Here is a 17,953-nt window from a genome sequence, read left to right on the forward strand (position 1 = left end):
GGAGCAGAAGAGGAGTCCTCAGCGGAATCCTCTTCGTCAGTGGAAGCGCCGGAGTCTTCAGTCTCGTCAGAGCCACCATCCCCGGAAGGAGCAGAAGAGGAGTCCTCAGTGGAATCCTCTTCATCAGTGGAGGCGCCGGAGTCTTCGGTTTCCTCAGCGTCCCCGTCTCCGGAAGGAGCGGAAGAGTCTTCATTGCTGCTGTCTTCAGTGGCTTCTTCTTCGTCTGTTGAACTTCCGTCATTTTCTGCTTCATCCGCCGTATTCGATTCGTTTGTGTTTTCATCGGAGCTATCACTGCTGTCATTGCCTGATGGCTCCGAAGAGTTATCCTCAGATTCCCCCGGGCTGTCGCCGGAAGAATCTTCAGAAGAGGAATTATCCCCGCCTTCGTTTTCGTTATTTTCATCTGTGCTGTTTTCTTCATTATCACTGCCGGAGTTGTCGCCTGTGTCCTGGTCTTCAGAGTTTTGATTTTCATTATCGTTGTTTGAAGAACCATTACTGCCGGTATTTTCTTCAGCGTCATCATTGCCCGAGTCATTATTGTTGTTTTCTGAGTCGCTGCTGTCTGAGTCTTCGTTGCTTCCGGAATTGTTATTGCCGGAGTCATTGTTGTCGTCAGAATTATCATTGCTGTTATTGTCGCCATCGCCATTCGAACCGCTGACGTCAGCTCCGCTGGAATCATTTGATTCCCTGCCGTGAGTATCTACGGCGCGGACAGTATACTCGCCGTTTCCATCAGTATCAAATTCTGTGGTTTCCCGGTCGATTACATTGTCAACTTCGTCGCCGTCATTAAAGATACGATAGCCGATCACATCATTATCATCGGAGGCTGACCAGGAGAGGGTTCCGCCATCATTAGAGACTCCAGTCACACGGGAAGGGTCCCTGTTATTTTCAGGAGCATCTTCATCTGGAACAATATTATCCCAATCGTCCGGCAGATATTCCTGAATCTCTTCTTCATCGCCGTCCAAAAGGTATTCGTCATTTAAAGAAATGCCATCTTCCATAAATTCAGAAGGAGTATCATCGTACCCAGGGTAACGATCTCCGTCGATGGTTACATATTCAATTTCTTCGAGACTGTCATCCTCTTCAGTAGGAGCGAATTCTTCATTGAGAATATCTTCATTCACCAGATCTGCTTCTTCACACAAATCGGTAGGCTGTTGACCGGAGAGTCCGCATATTTCTTCTGTAGATATGCCATCCGGTTCAGAGAATGTGTCCCCAGTCCCGATTAAATCGTCCTCCGTCTCGGAAGCGGCATTCATAATATCGGCCCAAATCTGCTGAGTTCTCTGCGAATAAGAGAGCCCCTGCGCATCTTCAATGCCAATCTGTTCATTATACCCAAGCCATAGGCCGAAGGTTACGTTGGGATTATAGCCGACGAACCAGGAGTCGATCTGATTATTTGTCGTACCCGTCTTTCCGGCCCAGTCACCGTCAATATTCAGACGATCAGGAAGAGAGCTTGCAGTACCGTCTGATCCTAATACGTCACGAAGAATATCTGTAATAAGGAAGCTGGTCTGCTCCGAAAAAGGATTGGTGGATTCTTCTTCATGTTCGAAAACAGCTTCGTCTGTACTGTCGGTAATAGAAGCTACCATGTAAGGTTCATGATGTTCTCCTCCGGCAGGAAAGGTCGTAAACGCGCTTGTGTTTTGTTCTACACTTACGCCGCGGCTGAGTCCGCCGATGGCAGTGGAAGAAGAAATGCCGTTTTCGACTACATTGCCCATACCAAGATCATTAAGAGCTTCTTCTCTGGTCGATTCGTCCAGCATGTCAAACACCCGTACTGCCGGTATGTTTCGTGATTCGGCTAAAGCACTTCTGGCGTCGATAAAGCCTTCATACTCTCCGTCAAAGTTATTGAGCTCGTCATCGTCTCCTCCGTATTCGGTAGGAATATCGAGCAGCGTCTGTCCGGGATGCAGAAGGCCTTCTTCAATGGCGGGGCCATAATCAAGCAGCGGTTTCATGGTTGAGCCGTTCTGCCTGCGCGTCTGGGTAGCGTAGTTTAATGAACTTGTTTCAAAATCACGACCTCCGACGAAGCTTAAAATAGCACCGCTGTTATTTTCAATCATCATACCGCCGACCTGCTCTGCTTCGCCCTCTTTTTCGGGGCCAAAGTAGTCGTTGCCATCTACAGCTTCCTGCATAGCATCATAGGTGTCTTTATGAACCGTCAGTTCAATATCATACCCGCCTTCAGCAACTTCCCGGCCTGCTTCCTGGTTATATTGCTGAATGGTTTCCTGACGCTCTTCGTCTGATAAATTTTCTAATTGAACGTCGTCTTCGGCAAGCATTTCTTCGCGCATAATCCTTGTAGCTCTGCGCTGAGCTTCATTAATCAAATAAGGGTATTCCTGTGCTACTTCTTCTTTTGGTTCAGCAAGATTGTCGCGAATATCGTAATCCATTGCTTCATCATATTCTTCCTGGGAAATGGACTCTACTTCGAGCATATTGTTTAAGACTTCATCTTTCCTGTTCAGCCCTTGAGAGAGGTCGTCTTTTATTTCCCCGTTACTTTCAAATGGAGTGTAGGTGTAAGGGTTTTGCGGGAGCCCGGCAATGTAGGCGGACTGGGCCACGTTCAGTTCAGAGGCGTCAACGCCAAATATTCCCTGGGCGGCTGCCTGGGCCCCTGCGATATTTTCCCCATTGGCATTACGGCCGAATGGAACGATATTCATATAAGCCTGAAATATTTCATCTTTCGAAAAGTACGTTTCCATTCTCATCGCCAAAGCGACTTCTTTCGCTTTTCTTTCAAAGGATACTTCTCTGGTCAACAGCTGGTTTTTAACGATCTGCTGAGTTAAAGTTGATCCTCCCGTTTGAGTGGAAGAGTTCGTTACCTCCTGGTATGTAGCGCGCATTAATGACTGGGGATTAATTCCGTTGTGATCATAAAAAGCCCTATCCTCTGTAGACAAAAATGCATCCTGCAGGTTGGTTGAAACGTTATCGAGTTCTACACGCTGTCTCTCCAATTCTGAAGGCAGCTCTCCCAGTTCCTCTCCGCTGGCAAAATGGACGGTGCTGTTCTCGGCATAGCTATATATTGATTCCTGCATTTCTTCCTCCGTGTAAGCTTCCTGTCCTTTAACCAAGGAAGCGAAAAAGCCTGCACCGATTGACCCAATAAATAATAAAGCTAAAATAAAAACAATAAACAGGGTGAGAAATGAAAGACCAACAACGCGTAAGGTGTTTCTAGAGCTTGTTTGGTCGTGACGCCCCATAATTATTACGATCTCCCTTCTCTATGTAGCTTTGTCTTTGGATTCATACATTGACAGTGTTGAAAGTCTTGTGCTAAAAATAAAAGAAGTGCAAACTTGAAAACAAACTATAACATACAGCTATGAAGGATGAAAGTAACCATAGGACCTACAGTCACAGAGAGTCGACGTTAGCTGAAAGTCGAACTGCAGCCTTTGGCGAATTACACATCCAGAGCTCCTTTCAGATCTTTGATTAAAAAAGGTCTGAAACGGTGTAATGCATCGTTATCAACATGAAGCCGGGAAGCTTATGCTTCCAATAAGGGTGGTACCGCGGTCATCATCGTCCCTTTTCGTTTTTCGAAGCGAAGAGGGACTTTTTTATGTACCTACACTTATATATCCAAGTTTAGTGCGTTTTTAAACCAGAAAGGGGAAAGTTATGGGCATTTGGGAGGAATTAGAAGAAAGAGGACTTGTGAATCAGGTAACAGAAAGAGAGGGACTTAAGAATCAGTTAAACAACGGTCAGCTCCGTTTTTACTGTGGATTCGATCCTACGGGAGACAGTCTTCATATTGGTCATCTGCTGACTATTATTTTAATGCGCCGGATGCAGCTGCACGGGCATCAGCCAATTGCTCTTGTAGGTGGTGGCACAGGAATGATTGGGGATCCGAGCGGGAGAAACGCAGAACGCTCCCTGAATGAACCAGAGATTGTGGAAGGTTTTTCACAAAAAATCCGCACCCAGCTTGAAAAATATCTCGATTTTGACGGTGCGTATGGTGCAGAAATAGTAAACAACCATGACTGGCTTGGAAGCATGACTCTCATCAGCTTCCTTAGAGACTTTGGGAAGCATTTCAGTGTCAATTATATGCTTGCGAAAGAATCGGTGGAATCCCGTATTCAGGAAGGCATTTCTTTTACGGAATTCAGCTACCAGATAATGCAGTCAATTGATTTTTACTACCTCTACAAAAATTACCAGTGTACGCTTCAAATCGGCGGCAGCGATCAATGGGGCAATATTACTGCCGGTTTAGAGCTGATTCGTCGTCTTGAATATGAAGACGAGGAAAAATCCCCTGCTTACGGTATGACAATCCCGTTAGTAACCAAAGCCGACGGCACGAAATTTGGAAAAACAGCCGGCTACGCGATATGGCTCGATCCTGAGAAAACATCTCCATACGAAATGTATCAATTCCTGCTTAATACGGATGATCGTGATGTATTAAAGTTTATACGCTACTTCACGTTTATTGATCATGAAGAAATGAAAGAGCTTGAAGAAAAGATGCAGACAGTGCCTGAAAAAAGAGAAGCCCACCGGAGGCTGGCACAGGAAATCACCTCGTTTGTCCACGGCGGGGAAGCACTGAATCAGGCTGAAAACATTACGAAAGCTCTTTTTGGCGGAGGCGAGCTGACAGCACTGACAGCAGATGAAATAGCCCAGGGTTTCAAAGATGTACCATCGTACACGATGGAAGCAGAAGAACAAAACCTGGTGGATCTTTTAGTTCAAGCGGGAATAGCAGGTTCAAAACGACAGGCCAGGGAAGATGTACAGAACGGTGCTGTGTATATTAATGGTGAAAGAGAACAGAGTACAGACAAAACTGTAGGGAACAATGATTTAATTGACGATCAATTTATCATTATGCGCAGAGGTAAAAAGAAATATTTTCTGATTTTAAAAAACAATGGATAAAACCGGCTGAAAAAAGCCGGACAAACATAAAAATCCCGTGCAGATCGATATCTGCACGGGATTTTTACTATTAACGAGAGTAGTACTCAACGATTAGTGCTTCGGAAATTTCCGCAGGAAGCTCAGAACGTTCAGGGTAACGACTGTACGTGCCCTGAAGGTTGTCAGCATCAAACGTGAGATATTCCGGAACGAAAGAATTAGCTTCAAGTGCGTCCTGGATAGCGCTCATGTTGCGGGATTTTTCACGAACACTGATGGTTTTTCCTGGCTCTACGCGGTAAGACGGGATATCTACACGATTACCGTCTACAGTGATGTGGCCATGGTTGACCAGCTGGCGTGCACCGCGGCGGGTGCGGGAAAGACCGAGACGATAAACAAGGTTATCGAGACGGGATTCAAGCAGAATCAGGAAGTTTTCGCCGTGTACACCAGGCAATTTGCCGGCGATGTTAAATGTGCGCAGGAATTGGCGCTCATTTAAGTTGTACATGAAACGAAGCTTCTGTTTTTCCTGCAGCTGAACACCGTATTCGGATAATTTTCTGCGCTGCGTTGGACCATGCTCTCCCGGCGGATAAGGACGTTTTTCGAGTTCTTTTCCTGTACCACTGAGAGAGATGCCGAAGCGGCGGGACTTTTTCCAGGTTGGACCTGTATAGCGTGCCATAATGGCATCCTCCTCTATTAAAACAAATTTTGGTATAAAAACACTGTTGGCGAATCTCCCGTCATGCTCATTTTGCCCTCGTATGTCTTCGCCCCGACAGCTAGGGGTTACGCAACACACCTTGCTGAAAGCAAGGAGCAAAATGGAAAGCACATGCAAGGCTTGCCCAGGCTGTCTTTTACACAACCGTCATTATAACTTCTGGCTGATGGCAAGTCAATATGTTTAGACCGGTAAGATTTAAATAAAATTAATGGAAAATTTCCGGAGGAAATAAAGAAGCCAGGCAAGTATAATTTAAGCTTGCCTGGCAGAACAGCGAACTGGAGAAGGTTACGTTTTAGCTGAAAACAGCCCGTGTTCAATTTCATCGGCAAACTGACGAAGGAAAGACTCTTCCTGTTCAGAAAAGCGGTTCAGTACAGGGCTGTCAATGTCGAGCACGCCGTACACCTTCCCCTCAGGGGTGAACAACGGAACAACTATTTCTGACTGGCTGGCAGCATCACATGCGATATGGCCCGGAAAGGCGTGCACATCCTCCACGCGAACCGTCTGCTTTTTCTCATAAGCCGTACCGCAGACCCCTTTGCCAGGGGTGATGCGGTTACAGGCAGGCAGCCCCTGGAATGGACCGAGAACCAGTTCATTTTCTGTATCGTTCCAAATATAGAAGCCGACCCAGTTTACGTCGGTCAAAAATTGATTAAGCAAAGCGGAGGCGTTGGCCAAGTTGGCGGTTTGGCTGTTTTCGTCTGAAAATAATGCTTTCGCCTGCTGGCATAATGTATGGTAGCTTTTCTCTAAAGATGAGTCATAAGAAACTGGTTGAAAAGACATGAAGATCCCTCTTTCATTATCGTAGTTGCTCCCCTGCAAGAGCTGAAATATCGTTACTGCCTGCGAGCAGTCCCGAAGAGGCGTGGGCATCGGAGCCGTATACAAGCGGTATCCCCATCTTTAATGCTGATTGTATTACCGAGGGATGCGGGTACGGCTCGAGGCACCGTTCTTTGATTGTACCGGCACCGTTCACATCAAGTTCAAACCCTCTGGATTTAACCTCCTGCAAAATAGCTTCAATAGCATTTTGATCAAGAAAATCATATTCGTAATTTTTATGAAACTTTCGAATAAGCGTCATATGCCCGATCCTGTTCGGTGCGTATTTTCCAAGGTGAGTCTGAGCAGAGCGGAGAACGGCACTATAGTACAATTCCGCCGCTTTTTGCGGTGATCCGCTTAGACGGACGTAGCGGTCAAAGTGATCAGGTGAAAAATCTATACATATATATTCACTGTTTATTTTAATGAAGTGAGAGGAAAGAATGCAATCCTCGAGCTCAGGACCGTACGTGTTCATAAACTGTTCTGTATTTTTCTCAAATCCTTCAATAAAATCCACTTCGAGTCCTTTTTTAATGGAAATATCGCTATGGTATTCTGACTGAAGGTCATTTAAATCATGGAGATACTGATCGAGCTGCGCAAGCGGCATGGCACTGTCTTTATCCGGCACAGGATCTGTAAAACCCTTAGGAAGAGGAGCGTGCTCGGTGAAACTGATCGTTTTTATTCCGTTTTTGATACAAGCCTCAATATAGTCGTGAAACGAGTCTCTGCTTCCATGCGGACAGAAGGGGGAGTGAATATGGCCGTCACGGGTAATTGTCATAGGTATAAACTCCTTGTTTTGTGGAAAATATTATTAAAATACGGTTGGCGGAATTAAGAAATAAGGAAAATGGATTTTCTCGAAATTTTCTTTATCGTCATATAACAATCACTGCGTTTACATGTTATCATAAGTTAGAGCAAACATAGTTGAAAAAATATTTTGAGTACATTCGTGCACATAAAGTATGAGATAAGTATAAGTAACCCATAACGTGTAAATTATTGAAAACAAGGATGCACAGCGGGGAAAACTGGAGTGAGGAATTTGGCGACAACAATTGTAATTATAGTTCTGGTTATCATTATCGCCGCGTTTGTCATATACGGAGCATGGGGACGCAGACGCATTTACCGGGAAGTAGACCGCCTGGAGGATGCAAGGGCAAATATGGCGGACCAGCCTGTAGCTGAAGAGATTGCGCGGGTCAAGGGCATGACAATGTCGGGAGAAACAGAAGAAAAGTTTGAATCATGGCGCAAGGACTGGGACGAAATTGTGGGCAAGCATCTGCCTGATATTGAAAAGGCTCTTTATGATGCGGAAGAAAAAGCAGACAAGTACAAGTTTAGTCAGGCTTCAGAAATCGCTGCTGCTGTAGATACGCAGCTCGCCAGTATCGAAGAGGAGATCAGCAATATATTTCTGGAAATAGAAGAGCTGGTACATAATGAATCTGATAACCGTCGCGGCATTGAAGAGTCGGAACAGAAATATGAAGATATAAAACGGTTTGTTTCCCAGAACTGGCACACGCTCGGCAAGACAGCCCCGCTTTTTGATCAGCACATGCGCGACCTCCAGTCTTCTTTTGAAGCTTTTTATGAAGCGGTGGAGCAGGGAAATCAATCTGAAGCCAAACAGATCAGAGAGAAGCTCGATGAAGATTTGGAACGTGAAGAAGCATCGCTTTATGCCGTACCTGATATGCTTGCAAAAGTACGGCGGCGTCTGCCGGAAGAATGGAAATCCTTGCGCGCCGGGCTGTATGAAATGGAAGAGCAGGGATACCCCATGGATGCTTTTGCATTTGAACAACGACTGAATGAAAACGAAGCAGAAGCTGAACAACTACAGACGCGGATTGAAAACCTGGACCTTGACGGGGTTGCAGAACGCCTTACTGAAATGGATGCCTACAATGAAGAAGTGTACCGCATTCTTGAAGAAGAAGTGGAAGCCCGTGCCGAGGTTGAACGTCTGCTGCCTCAGGTTCATGAAGGCAGAGAACAGTTATCCACGAGGATGCAGACGCTGTTAGTGGAAAAAGAATTTATCGAAGCCAACTATCGGATTCCATCGGAAACAGACCATTTGATTGCTTCATCAAAACGACAGGTTGATGGAATTAGAAAGAGCGTATTACAATTGCAGGAGCAAAAAGAAAACAAAGAACATTCCTTTACGCATATTGAAATGGAACTAAAGCAAATTCTTGAGAAACAGGAAGAAGTTGAGTCGGGAATTCTGGAAGCAGAGAACCAGCTCGGCGTACTCCGAAAAGATGAAACACAGGCAATGGAAACGCTCGAAGAGCTGAAACGCCAGAACCGCATCGAAGAAATGAGAATGCAGCGTACAAGGCTGCCTAAGCTTCCGCCAATACTTTTGAATGAAAAAGAATCAGCGGATGATAAAATTGCCCATGCCGCTGCGGCCCTTTCTGAAACGCCACTTGAAATGTCGCAGGTGCGTGAAACGGTAGCTCAGGCAGAAGAGAGTGTGCGCACTGTTTCCACAATGCTTCGGCGTATGGAAGAGCAGGCGTTGATGACTGAACGTATCATCCAGCGAGGAAATTTATACCGGAGCAAAGAGGCTGAACTCGATCAAAGCCTGAAAGAAGCAGAAAGTGCTTTTCGCAAAGGCCAGTATGAGCATGCCCTGCAGGTGGCTTCATCATCTGTGCGGAAAATGGATGACCGTTTTGTAACAGAAGTTCTGCAGGAGTCTGACATGCAGCTGACAGAAGCATAATCGACAAGCAAATAGTTAAGAAGCCTGAACTCAGGCTTCTTTTTTATGATATTAGTGAATGCTGGGAGGAATTTGAAAATGTATTTTGATAACAGCGCGACCACCCAGCCATACGAGGAAGTGCTGAGTGCATACAGGAAAGCGTCCGAAAGTTATTTTGCCAACCCTTCTTCATTTCACCATAAGGGCGGTGAAGCTGAACGCCTGCTTGAATCTGCGAGAAGCCAGATTGCCCGGGAGTTAAACGTGGAACCGGAGCGCTGCTTTTTTACGAGCGGTGGTACGGAAGGAAATAATATGATATTAAAAGGAGTCGCAGAGGCGAGAAAAAATCTTGGTCGTCATATTATAACAACGGCTGTGGAACATCCATCAGTAATGGAAACCTGTGTCCACTTAGAAGAAAAAGGGTATCGGGTAACATATCTGCCGGTTGGCAGGGACGGCCGTATAGTTACAGAGAATTTGACTAAGGCATTGGAGCCGGATACTATCCTTGTTACGATCGGTCATACAAACAGTGAAACCGGTGCAATACAGCCTGTTGAGGCGATTGGAGAAATACTCTCTTCCCGCACTGATATTTATTTTCATACGGATTACGTACAGGGTGCGGCCAAAATTCCATTAAATATTGAAAAAGCGGGCCTGGATTTTGTTACGGTATCCGCTCATAAATTCCATGGATTGAAAGGTGCGGGACTGTTGTATAAGCATCCAAGAACGGTGCTTGAGCCTTTAATACACGGGGGCGGTCAGGAAAGCGGGGTCCGTTCAGGAACAGAGAATACAGCAGGTGCTGCAGCTATGGCCAAAGCACTTCGTCTGGCAAAAGAAAGCTATGCTGCAAACAGCAGCAGAATTGAAGAAATCAAATTGTGGACCGCGTCCCGGCTGCAGGAAAGCGGTGGAGTGATTAACTCTCCTTTTTCCGGAGGCTCTCCGTTCATATTAAATATTTCCTTCCCCGGAATAAAACCGGAAGTACTCGTTGAAGCGCTCGCGGAGAGGGGAGTTTCAATTTCTACTAAAACAGCATGTGCTGCTAAAAACTCGGAGCCATCTGCCGTCGTTTTAGCTGCTACGGGAGAGCGGAAACTTGCAGAAAGTGCTGTGAGGATAAGTTTCTCTGCAGATACAAAGAAAGAGGAAGCCGCTCATTTATGCAGCATCTGTGAAGAAGTGCTGCCACAGTTGAAAAAGGTTATGGAGGAACAGCAATGAGAGAAGAATATTTATTAATTCGCTTTGGTGAACTTGCTTTAAAAGGAAAAAACCGAAAAGAATTCGAACGGCAGTTAAGAGAAAACATTGATCACGCGGTAAAGGATTTCCCTCACTGTGAAGTACGGCGCACCTATGGACGTATTGCGATTAATCTGCTGGGGGAACCTGCTGAAGAAGTCATTGAAGCGGTGAAGCCGGTGTTTGGAATTTCCTCCATCAGCTATGCGAGAAAAGCGGATTTATCGGAAGAGGAGATCCAGCAGACGGCCTATCAAATGTTTTCGGAATATAAGGATAGAAAAACTACGTTTAAGGTGGAAGCAAGAAGGTCCAATAAAGACTTTCCTATTCATTCCACGAAGCTCGCTCCAAGCGTCGGAAGTTATATTCTCCATCATACCGAAGGCGTCGGGGTGGACGTGAAGAATCCAGAAGTAACCGTGGAAATTGATGTTCGCGAGCAGGGGGCCTATGTAAGCTGCGGACGTATTAACGGGGCGGGGGGACTGCCGACAGGCACTGGCGGAAAAGTAGTCAGTATGCTTTCCGGAGGCATAGACAGTCCGACCGCTGCATATTTAGCCATGAAGCGTGGAGTAACGATCGAGGCAGTTCACTTTCACAGCCCGCCTTATACAAATGAGCGGGCGAAACAAAAAGTGGAAGATATCGCCCGGGTTCTCAGTCAGTTTGGAGGGAGTATCAATCTTCATGTGGTACCATTTACCCGTGTTCAGGAAGCTATCCGAAACAGGGTGCCCGATGACCATACGATGACGATTACACGAAGAGCGATGCTTGAAATAGTAACCAAAATAGCGGAGAAGGAAGACGCCAAGGCAGTAGTAAATGGCGAAAGCCTGGGACAGGTAGCTTCCCAGACGCTTGAAAGTATGAACGTTATCAACGAAGTCACGAGTGTACCGGTGCTTCGGCCGCTGATTGCCATGGACAAAGAAGAAATTATCAGCATCGCTAAGCGTATAGGCACCTATGATATTTCTGTGCGACCGTATGAAGATTGCTGTACTGTGTTTCAACCGGCCAGTCCTGCCACTAAACCCAAAATTGGTTTAGTCTATAAATATGAAAAACGTCTGGATAAAGAGGAATTGTTTAAAGAAGCGATAGCTGAAACGAAAGTGATTTCTGTATCTAATGCAAAAAGTGGAAATGAAGAGTTTGAAGACCTTCTCTAAAGAGCTTTTTTCATTTGTGCAAGTGGTATAAAATGGAATTTCGGAAGAGCTGAAACAAAACGGGAAGTCGTCCGTAAAAAGGAGAGGCGGTTAATGCTGTGAAAACACTTTGGTATAACGGAAATATTTATACGATGAAAAAAGAAAAAGAAAAGGTCGAGGCAGTTTTAACCTCGGAGGGGACGATTGAAAAAGCAGGAGTGCTCGCAGAGATAGAAAAAGAACTGCAAAATGCTGCTGTCCGCCGGGTGGATTTAAACGGAAGCGCGATGTACCCTGGTTTTACAGACAGTCATTTACATATGATCGGGCTGGGGGAAACGATGATCCAGCTGGATCTGTCAGAGTGCACCTCTGCAGAAGAAATGGCTGCACTGATTAAAGAGAAAACAAAAGAAGTGCCCGCAGGTGAATGGGTCATTGGGGAAGGATGGAACGAAAACAATTTCCCGGACCGGAAAATTTTCCACCGGGAGGAGCTTGATGATTTAGTGCCCGCTCATCCATTGCTGCTGACACGGATATGCCGACACGCCGCATTGGTTAACACACGCGCCCTCGATGCTGCAGGTATCGATAAAGATACTCCGGACCCGGAGGGCGGCATCATTGTTAAATCAAGGAATGGGGAGCCTACAGGGTATTTGCTCGACCAGGCCGCAGACTTAGTAAAAAATGAAATTCCAGAGGTGTCCGAGGAGTATCTACAGGAGGCACTTGGAAAAGCGGTGAGTCATATGCATCAATGCGGACTGACTGGCGGACATACGGAAGATCTTAATTACTACGGCGGGTTTACGAGGACATTGAACACATTCAGAAATATTTTGGCCGCCACTTCATTTCGGGCGCATCTTCTCGTGCATCATGAAGTGTTTCCGGACTTTATACAGCAGGGTCATACGTACGGTCTTCTTGATGAAGGTCTGGAACTCGGCGCTATGAAAATATTTGCAGATGGAGCACTGGGGGGACGTACCGCCCTTCTCAGCCATCCCTACAATGATGCCCCTGAAACAGCGGGTGTTGCTATCCATTCGAGAGAAGAACTGAAAAAGCTCGTGGCAGAAGCCAGAAAAGAAAATATGCCGGTGGCTGTTCACGCTATTGGCGATTTAGCTTTGGAATATGTGATAGATGCTTTAGAAGCCTGGCCGGTGCCAGAAGGGGTGCGGGACCGGATTATTCACGTCCAAATTGCGAGGGAAGATTTGGTGGAACGGCTGAAGGCTCTGCCGGTAGCACTCGATCTGCAACCCCGGTTTGTGCTTTCGGATTTCCCGTGGGTCGAAGAGCGTCTCGGCAGAGAAAGGCTTCGTTATTCCTTCGCCTGGAAAACACTCCTCGATCAGGGAATCATCTGCGCGGGGAGCTCAGACGCTCCTATTGAATCTGTAGACCCGAGAACCGGAATTTATGCGGCTGTCGCCCGGAAAAACCCGGGGGAGATGCACAACGGCTATATGCCGGAAGAAAAACTAACTCCTTTTGAAGCCGTGGAGCTGTATACTGGAGGCAGTGCCAGAGCGATCAGCCGTGAACACGATCTGGGGAGAATTGCTCCCGGGTATAAAGCGGACTTCACGGTGCTCAGGAAGGATCTTTTTCAAATAAAGCCGGAAGAGATTTTAACAGCCGAGGTGGAAGCGACCGTGGTAGGGGAAGAAGTCGTGTTCATGCCCGAGGAGAGCAGAATCAAAATTAATATTGAAGCGGAGGAATAATGATGAATGCAAAAAGATGGTTTGCTTTATTAGCGGCAGCGGTGCTTCTTATCGTTTCGCTTGGCGCCCAGACAGCTTTTTCCTTGTGGAATACAGTTTCGAACCAGGCGCAAAATCAGCAGAATCAGGAGGACATAGTGAAAGAGGGCTCTTCAGACAGCCGGATAGCAATGCTTGATGTAGAGGGCACCATTCAATCCTCGGGCGGCTCCGGTGCTTTCTCCGGGGAAGGCTACAACCATGATGAATTTCTGAGTAATCTCGAAGAAGCCGGGTCGAGCGCAGATGTAGACGGTATTATTATTAATGTAAACAGCCCTGGTGGAGGGGTGGTTGAAAGTGATGAAATCCACGACGCTGTCGTCGAAGTACAGGAGGAAGAAAATAAACCTGTATATGTTTCGATGGGTAATACGGCTGCTTCCGGCGGCTACTACCTTGCAGCCCCAGCGGATAAAATAGTTGCCCATTCAGCGACTATTACCGGTTCGATAGGCGTGATTATGTCTTCCCTGAACTACTCCGAGCTGGCTGAAAACCTGGGCATTGAAGGCGTGAACATAACGAGCGGAGAGTTTAAAGACATGGGCTCTCCTACGGAAGAAATGACAGAAGAAGATCGGGAAATCATGCAGGGCATCGTCGACGACATGTATGAAGATTTTCTGCAGGTTGTAATAGATGGAAGAGGATTTAGTGAAGACGAGGCAAGGGATTTAGCTGATGGCCGTATTTATACGGGTGAGCAGGCGGAAGAAAATGGACTGATCGATGAGCTTGGGACTTCAGATGACACTATTGCAATGATGGAAGAAGATCTTGAACTCGGAGACGCTACTGTAGAGCGCTACACTTCGGAGGGATTTAGCTGGCAGTCGCTTCTGCAAAATTCCGTCCAGGGATTGTTCATTTCTGATGAGAAGCTGCTGGGACTCCAGGAACTGCTGAAGTCAGTCGGAAGCGACAGTCCGCGGCCAATGTATTTGTATGAAGGATAGGAGGGATAATGATGACCACAAATGGCGGCTATCCGGAAGACCCTAAGAGAGTGGAACAAACAGTGCCGGAAGGAAGCAACGAGAATGCTGGTTCTCTGTCCGGCTCAGCAGATAAGCAAAATGCCAATGAAAGAAATGAAGCGAAGGAAGAACTATTCGCAGGGTTTTGGATGCGCTTTTGGGCGTACCTTACTGATCTGATTATACTTTTTTCCTTGAACGGGCTCCTTCTCTCTCCTTTCTATTTTACGGGACAAGGAGAAATCTGGGGATTCATCACATTGTATGCTGTCTTTAACGCAGTGATCACCTACGGATATTTTTTACTGATGACAAAATTTTATGGGCAGACGCTTGGTAAAATGATTTTCGGTTTGAGAGTAGTCCGGGTGAACCGGGAAAAGCTAAAATGGTCCGATATCATTTTCAGGGAAATCGTTCTACGGTTTGCCTACCGCAGCCTGGTTATTACAAATCTGGCATATATCGTAGTAGCCTTTACACCACAAAAGGCTGGTATTCATGATATGATTGCGGATACGAGGGTCATTCATACAAGAAAATGAAGCCCGGAACAAAAAGTGAAGGAGGAGTAAGATGACAGCAGTAACGTTTAAAGAAAAACCGGTGACACTCGTGGGAGACAAAGTCGAATCCGGAGAATACGCTCCCGATTTCACTGTACTTGCAAATGATATGAGCCCGGTATCACTAAGTGATGCCTCAGGCAAAGTAAGGCTAATCAGTGTAGTGCCATCTATTGATACAGGTGTCTGCTCACAGCAGACACGGAAATTCAACGAAGAAGCTGCTTCGCTTGAAAATGTGGAAGTATGGACTATCAGCTGCGATCTTCCTTTTGCACAGCGGCGCTGGTGTGCAGCAGAAGGAATTGAAAATGTCCATGTACTTTCCGACCATAAAGACCTGGACTTTGGCAAACAGTTTGGTCTGGTAATGGATGAAATGAGACTGCTTGCCCGTTCAGTGATCGTCGTAGACAGCGAAGGAAAGGTTTCCTATAAGGAAATTGTTTCAGAAGGAACGAACCATCCTGATTATGAAGCGGCAATCAACGCAGCCAACAATACACACTAATGAAGAAAATGGCGCCTGCAAAGGCGTCATTTATTGTGTGTGCAGGGCTGGAAAGTAATCGGTTTTTTCCGTTTTCATTACTTCTCTTTAAAGAGCACATCTGCTATACTGGCGTATTGTAAAGTGAGAGTGGTGAAGCATTACGCTGCAGAAGGAGGGCGTGTCATGGACGAAACGACACCGGTTGAACAGCTTTTTGAATTGCTGGATGACCTTACGAAAACGATACAGCAGGAACTGAGTATAACGTATTTGGAAGCGATAGCCGAAGCCGGGGAGGATATCTTTCAGGGGACGGTGGTGCAGCGCATATCTGCAGAAGAAAAAGACCGTTTGGAGCAAAGCCTGGAAGAAAAGATGCCTGAAGCGATGGAGCAGGAGGATATTCGCAAAGCGTTTCAGCTCGCCCTGATTAAAGGAATGAAGCAGTCCGTGCAGCAGCATCACGCTATTACACCGGACGCTGTTGCTATTTTCATGGGTTATTTAGTAGACAAGCTGATGAATGGCCGTAATGAATTTGTTATTGCGGATCCGGCTGTAGGAACAGGTAATCTTTTATCAGCCGTATTAAACCAGCTGTCAGAAAAAAATATTGAGGCGTACGGTTCGGAGGTTGACGAAACGTTAATTAAAATTGCCTATACGCTGGCGAATCTGCAGGAGCATGCTGTTCAGCTTTTCCATCAGGACAGTATCGAACAATTCGGTGCGGCAGATCCGGATGTGGTCATGAGCGATCTCCCGGTCGGCTACTATCCGAAAAATCAAATTGCCGAATTGTACCAGCTCGGAAGCACGGACGGACAATCCTATGTGCATCATTTGCTTGTGGAGGGCATGATGAACCGGCTGAAACCGGGTGGTTTTATGGTGCTTCTCATTCCAAACAACCTGTTTGAGGATGAAAAAGCAGCGGAGCTTCAGGCATATGTAAAAAGACATGCGCATACGCTCGGTCTTCTTCAGCTGCCGGAAACGATGTTTCAGGCCAAAGAAGCATCGAAAAGCATATGGATGCTCCAAAAGAAAAGTCCTGATGTAAAACAGCCGGGGCAGGCGCTATTGGCAGAGCTGCCATCATTCAGCCGCCAGGAAGCGCTCCAGGATATGATGAAGCGGATCAACGACTGGTTTGTGCAAGAAGGGTTTATCAATAAATAAAGAGAGTAATTATTAGGAGTGGAGAACGAATGTCTACCATTATTGCTATTAATGCGGGGAGCTCCTCGCTGAAATTCCAACTGCTGCAAATGCCTGAAGAAACAATTATCACTAAAGGGGTCGTGGAACGGATCGGTCTGGAGACTCCTTTTATTACCGTAGAGGTACAGGGAGAAAAGAAAACAGAATATCCTTCGCTGCAAAACCACGAAGAGGCTGTAAAAGCCCTGTTGGATTCGTTAACAAAGTACAATGTCATTACCGATGTTAATGACATTGAAGGTGTGGGCCACCGGGTAGTTCACGGCGGCGAAGCATTCTCTGATTCTGTATTGATTACAGACCAGGTACTCAGCGAACTGGAAAATGTAAGCGAGCTTGCTCCGCTTCATAACCCAGCTAACATTGTCGGCATTAAAGCGTTTCGTGATATTCTCCCGGATGTTCCATCTGTAGCCGTGTTTGACACAGCGTTTCACCAGTCGATCCCAAAAGAAAAGTATTTATACGGTGTCCCTTATGAATACTACGAAAAGTACGGTGTGCGTAAATACGGCTTTCACGGAACCTCCCATAAATATGTCAGTCAGCGGATGACAGAGTTAATGGATCGGCCGGAGAATGATCTGAAAATCATTTCCTGCCATATCGGCAACGGTGCCAGCATCACGGCGGTGGACCACGGCGCTTCTGTCGATACGTCGATGGGCTTCACCCCGCTTGCAGGGGTAATGATGGGCACACGTTCCGGCAACATTGATCCGGCCCTGATCCCATATTTAATGGAAAAAACCGGTCAGACAGCTGCAGAAGTTATTGACACCTTAAATAAAAAGAGCGGCCTGCTTGGCGTAAGCGGAGCATCCAGTGATTTCCGCGATGTCGTTCAGCAGGCAGGGGAAGGTAATGAAAGAGCCCAGACAGCGCTTGATATATATTTGACGCGGATGCATAAATATATTGGTACCTATGCGGCCAGTATGAACGGCGTCGATGCAGTTATATTCACTGCCGGTGTAGGGGAAAACAGCGCCCTGGTCCGTGAAAAAGTGATGGAAGGACTTGATTTTATGGGCATTCAAATTGATAAAAAGAAAAACGGCGAGGCTTCGGGCGAGGCGTTTATTCAGACAGATGACTCCCGTGTGGCTGTCGCAGTGGTCCCTACGGATGAAGAAGTAATGATTGCCCGGGACACAGTCCGGCTCGGCCAGATTCAATAAGTCAGACTCAACTCCTGT

The 17,953-nt window shown here is 46.4% G+C and carries 14 protein-coding genes and 1 other annotated feature; of the genes, 10 read left to right on the forward strand and 4 right to left on the reverse strand.

What is annotated here, in order from left to right; translation table 11 throughout:
- Window positions 1-3,275, reverse strand: a 3,275-nt coding sequence (locus tag ACTRXG_RS02780; RefSeq protein ID WP_474283992.1) for a transglycosylase domain-containing protein, incomplete at its 3' end; no start/stop codon positions are given.
- Between the two features lie 113 nt (window positions 3,276-3,388).
- Window positions 3,389-3,611 (forward strand) — a binding site (T-box leader).
- Between the two features lie 88 nt (window positions 3,612-3,699).
- On the opposite strand from ACTRXG_RS02780, the gene tyrS reads away from it, so the two are divergent.
- Window positions 3,700-4,977, forward strand: coding sequence for a tyrosine--tRNA ligase (tyrS, locus tag ACTRXG_RS02785; protein WP_474283994.1), 1,278 nt, complete (start codon window positions 3,700-3,702; stop codon window positions 4,975-4,977).
- Between the two features lie 70 nt (window positions 4,978-5,047).
- Here tyrS and rpsD read toward each other — a convergent pair whose 3' ends face one another.
- The 3 genes from rpsD to hisJ form a co-directional block, all read right to left on the reverse strand.
- Window positions 5,048-5,650 carry a 30S ribosomal protein S4 gene (rpsD, locus tag ACTRXG_RS02790; protein ID WP_022793076.1) on the reverse strand — a complete coding sequence of 201 codons (603 nt, stop codon included), beginning with the start codon at window positions 5,648-5,650 and terminating at the stop codon, window positions 5,048-5,050.
- Between the two features lie 333 nt (window positions 5,651-5,983).
- Complete coding sequence (locus ACTRXG_RS02795) at window positions 5,984-6,490, reverse strand: GAF domain-containing protein (protein ID WP_474261884.1); 507 nt, start codon at window positions 6,488-6,490, stop codon at window positions 5,984-5,986.
- Window positions 6,491-6,506: 16 nt separating this feature from the next.
- The gene (gene hisJ, locus ACTRXG_RS02800) at window positions 6,507-7,325 is read right to left on the reverse strand and encodes a histidinol-phosphatase HisJ (RefSeq protein WP_474261885.1); all 819 of its coding nucleotides are present in this window, start codon (window positions 7,323-7,325) and stop codon (window positions 6,507-6,509) included.
- Window positions 7,326-7,592: 267 nt separating this feature from the next.
- Between hisJ and ACTRXG_RS02805 the strand changes: the two genes are divergently transcribed.
- From ACTRXG_RS02805 to ACTRXG_RS02845, 9 genes are all read left to right on the forward strand, one after another.
- Entirely contained in the window at window positions 7,593-9,302 is a 1,710-nt protein-coding gene (locus ACTRXG_RS02805; RefSeq protein WP_474283995.1) for a septation ring formation regulator EzrA, read from the forward strand.
- A gap of 78 nt (window positions 9,303-9,380) precedes the next feature.
- Window positions 9,381-10,526 carry a cysteine desulfurase family protein gene (locus ACTRXG_RS02810; RefSeq protein ID WP_474283996.1) on the forward strand — a complete coding sequence of 382 codons (1,146 nt, stop codon included), beginning with the start codon at window positions 9,381-9,383 and terminating at the stop codon, window positions 10,524-10,526.
- The gene (thiI, locus tag ACTRXG_RS02815) at window positions 10,523-11,728 is read left to right on the forward strand and encodes a tRNA uracil 4-sulfurtransferase ThiI (RefSeq protein WP_474283997.1); all 1,206 of its coding nucleotides are present in this window, start codon (window positions 10,523-10,525) and stop codon (window positions 11,726-11,728) included. The genes ACTRXG_RS02810 and thiI overlap by 4 nt, the downstream gene beginning before the upstream one ends.
- 98 nt (window positions 11,729-11,826) lie before the next feature.
- Window positions 11,827-13,452 (forward strand): amidohydrolase, encoded by a 1,626-nt coding sequence (locus ACTRXG_RS02820; protein ID WP_474283998.1) that lies wholly within the window; start codon window positions 11,827-11,829, stop codon window positions 13,450-13,452.
- Window positions 13,452-14,450 (forward strand): signal peptide peptidase SppA, encoded by a 999-nt coding sequence (sppA, locus tag ACTRXG_RS02825; protein ID WP_474283999.1) that lies wholly within the window; start codon window positions 13,452-13,454, stop codon window positions 14,448-14,450. Before ACTRXG_RS02820 ends, sppA begins: the two co-directional genes overlap by 1 nt.
- Before the next feature lie 8 nt (window positions 14,451-14,458).
- The gene (locus tag ACTRXG_RS02830; RefSeq protein ID WP_474284000.1) at window positions 14,459-15,016 is read left to right on the forward strand and encodes an RDD family protein; all 558 of its coding nucleotides are present in this window, start codon (window positions 14,459-14,461) and stop codon (window positions 15,014-15,016) included.
- A gap of 31 nt (window positions 15,017-15,047) precedes the next feature.
- On the forward strand, window positions 15,048-15,548 hold the full coding sequence (gene tpx, locus ACTRXG_RS02835; RefSeq protein ID WP_474261892.1) for a thiol peroxidase: 501 nt from the start codon (window positions 15,048-15,050) through the stop codon (window positions 15,546-15,548).
- 165 nt (window positions 15,549-15,713) lie between these two features.
- Window positions 15,714-16,712, forward strand: coding sequence for a class I SAM-dependent methyltransferase (locus ACTRXG_RS02840; RefSeq protein ID WP_474261893.1), 999 nt, complete (start codon window positions 15,714-15,716; stop codon window positions 16,710-16,712).
- Between the two features lie 29 nt (window positions 16,713-16,741).
- Window positions 16,742-17,935, forward strand: coding sequence for an acetate/propionate family kinase (locus ACTRXG_RS02845; RefSeq protein WP_474284001.1), 1,194 nt, complete (start codon window positions 16,742-16,744; stop codon window positions 17,933-17,935).
- Window positions 17,936-17,953: the final 18 nt, after the last annotated feature.

Source organism: Marinococcus sp. LNSP9103-4, from assembly GCF_056034345.1.

Bases quoted from the DNA above. Each gene is read 5' to 3' on its own strand.
- tyrS (WP_474283994.1), top strand. From the start codon at position 3,700: ATGGGCATTTGGGAGGAATTAGAAGAAAGAGGACTTGTGAATCAGGTA.
- rpsD (WP_022793076.1), bottom strand. From the start codon at position 5,650: ATGGCACGCTATACAGGTCCAACCTGGAAAAAGTCCCGCCGCTTCGGC.
- ACTRXG_RS02795 (WP_474261884.1), bottom strand. From the start codon at position 6,490: ATGTCTTTTCAACCAGTTTCTTATGACTCATCTTTAGAGAAAAGCTAC.
- hisJ (WP_474261885.1), bottom strand. From the start codon at position 7,325: ATGACAATTACCCGTGACGGCCATATTCACTCCCCCTTCTGTCCGCAT.
- ACTRXG_RS02810 (WP_474283996.1), top strand. From the start codon at position 9,381: ATGTATTTTGATAACAGCGCGACCACCCAGCCATACGAGGAAGTGCTG.
- thiI (WP_474283997.1), top strand. From the start codon at position 10,523: ATGAGAGAAGAATATTTATTAATTCGCTTTGGTGAACTTGCTTTAAAA.
- sppA (WP_474283999.1), top strand. From the start codon at position 13,452: ATGATGAATGCAAAAAGATGGTTTGCTTTATTAGCGGCAGCGGTGCTT.
- ACTRXG_RS02830 (WP_474284000.1), top strand. From the start codon at position 14,459: ATGATGACCACAAATGGCGGCTATCCGGAAGACCCTAAGAGAGTGGAA.
- tpx (WP_474261892.1), top strand. From the start codon at position 15,048: ATGACAGCAGTAACGTTTAAAGAAAAACCGGTGACACTCGTGGGAGAC.
- ACTRXG_RS02840 (WP_474261893.1), top strand. From the start codon at position 15,714: ATGGACGAAACGACACCGGTTGAACAGCTTTTTGAATTGCTGGATGAC.
- ACTRXG_RS02845 (WP_474284001.1), top strand. From the start codon at position 16,742: ATGTCTACCATTATTGCTATTAATGCGGGGAGCTCCTCGCTGAAATTC.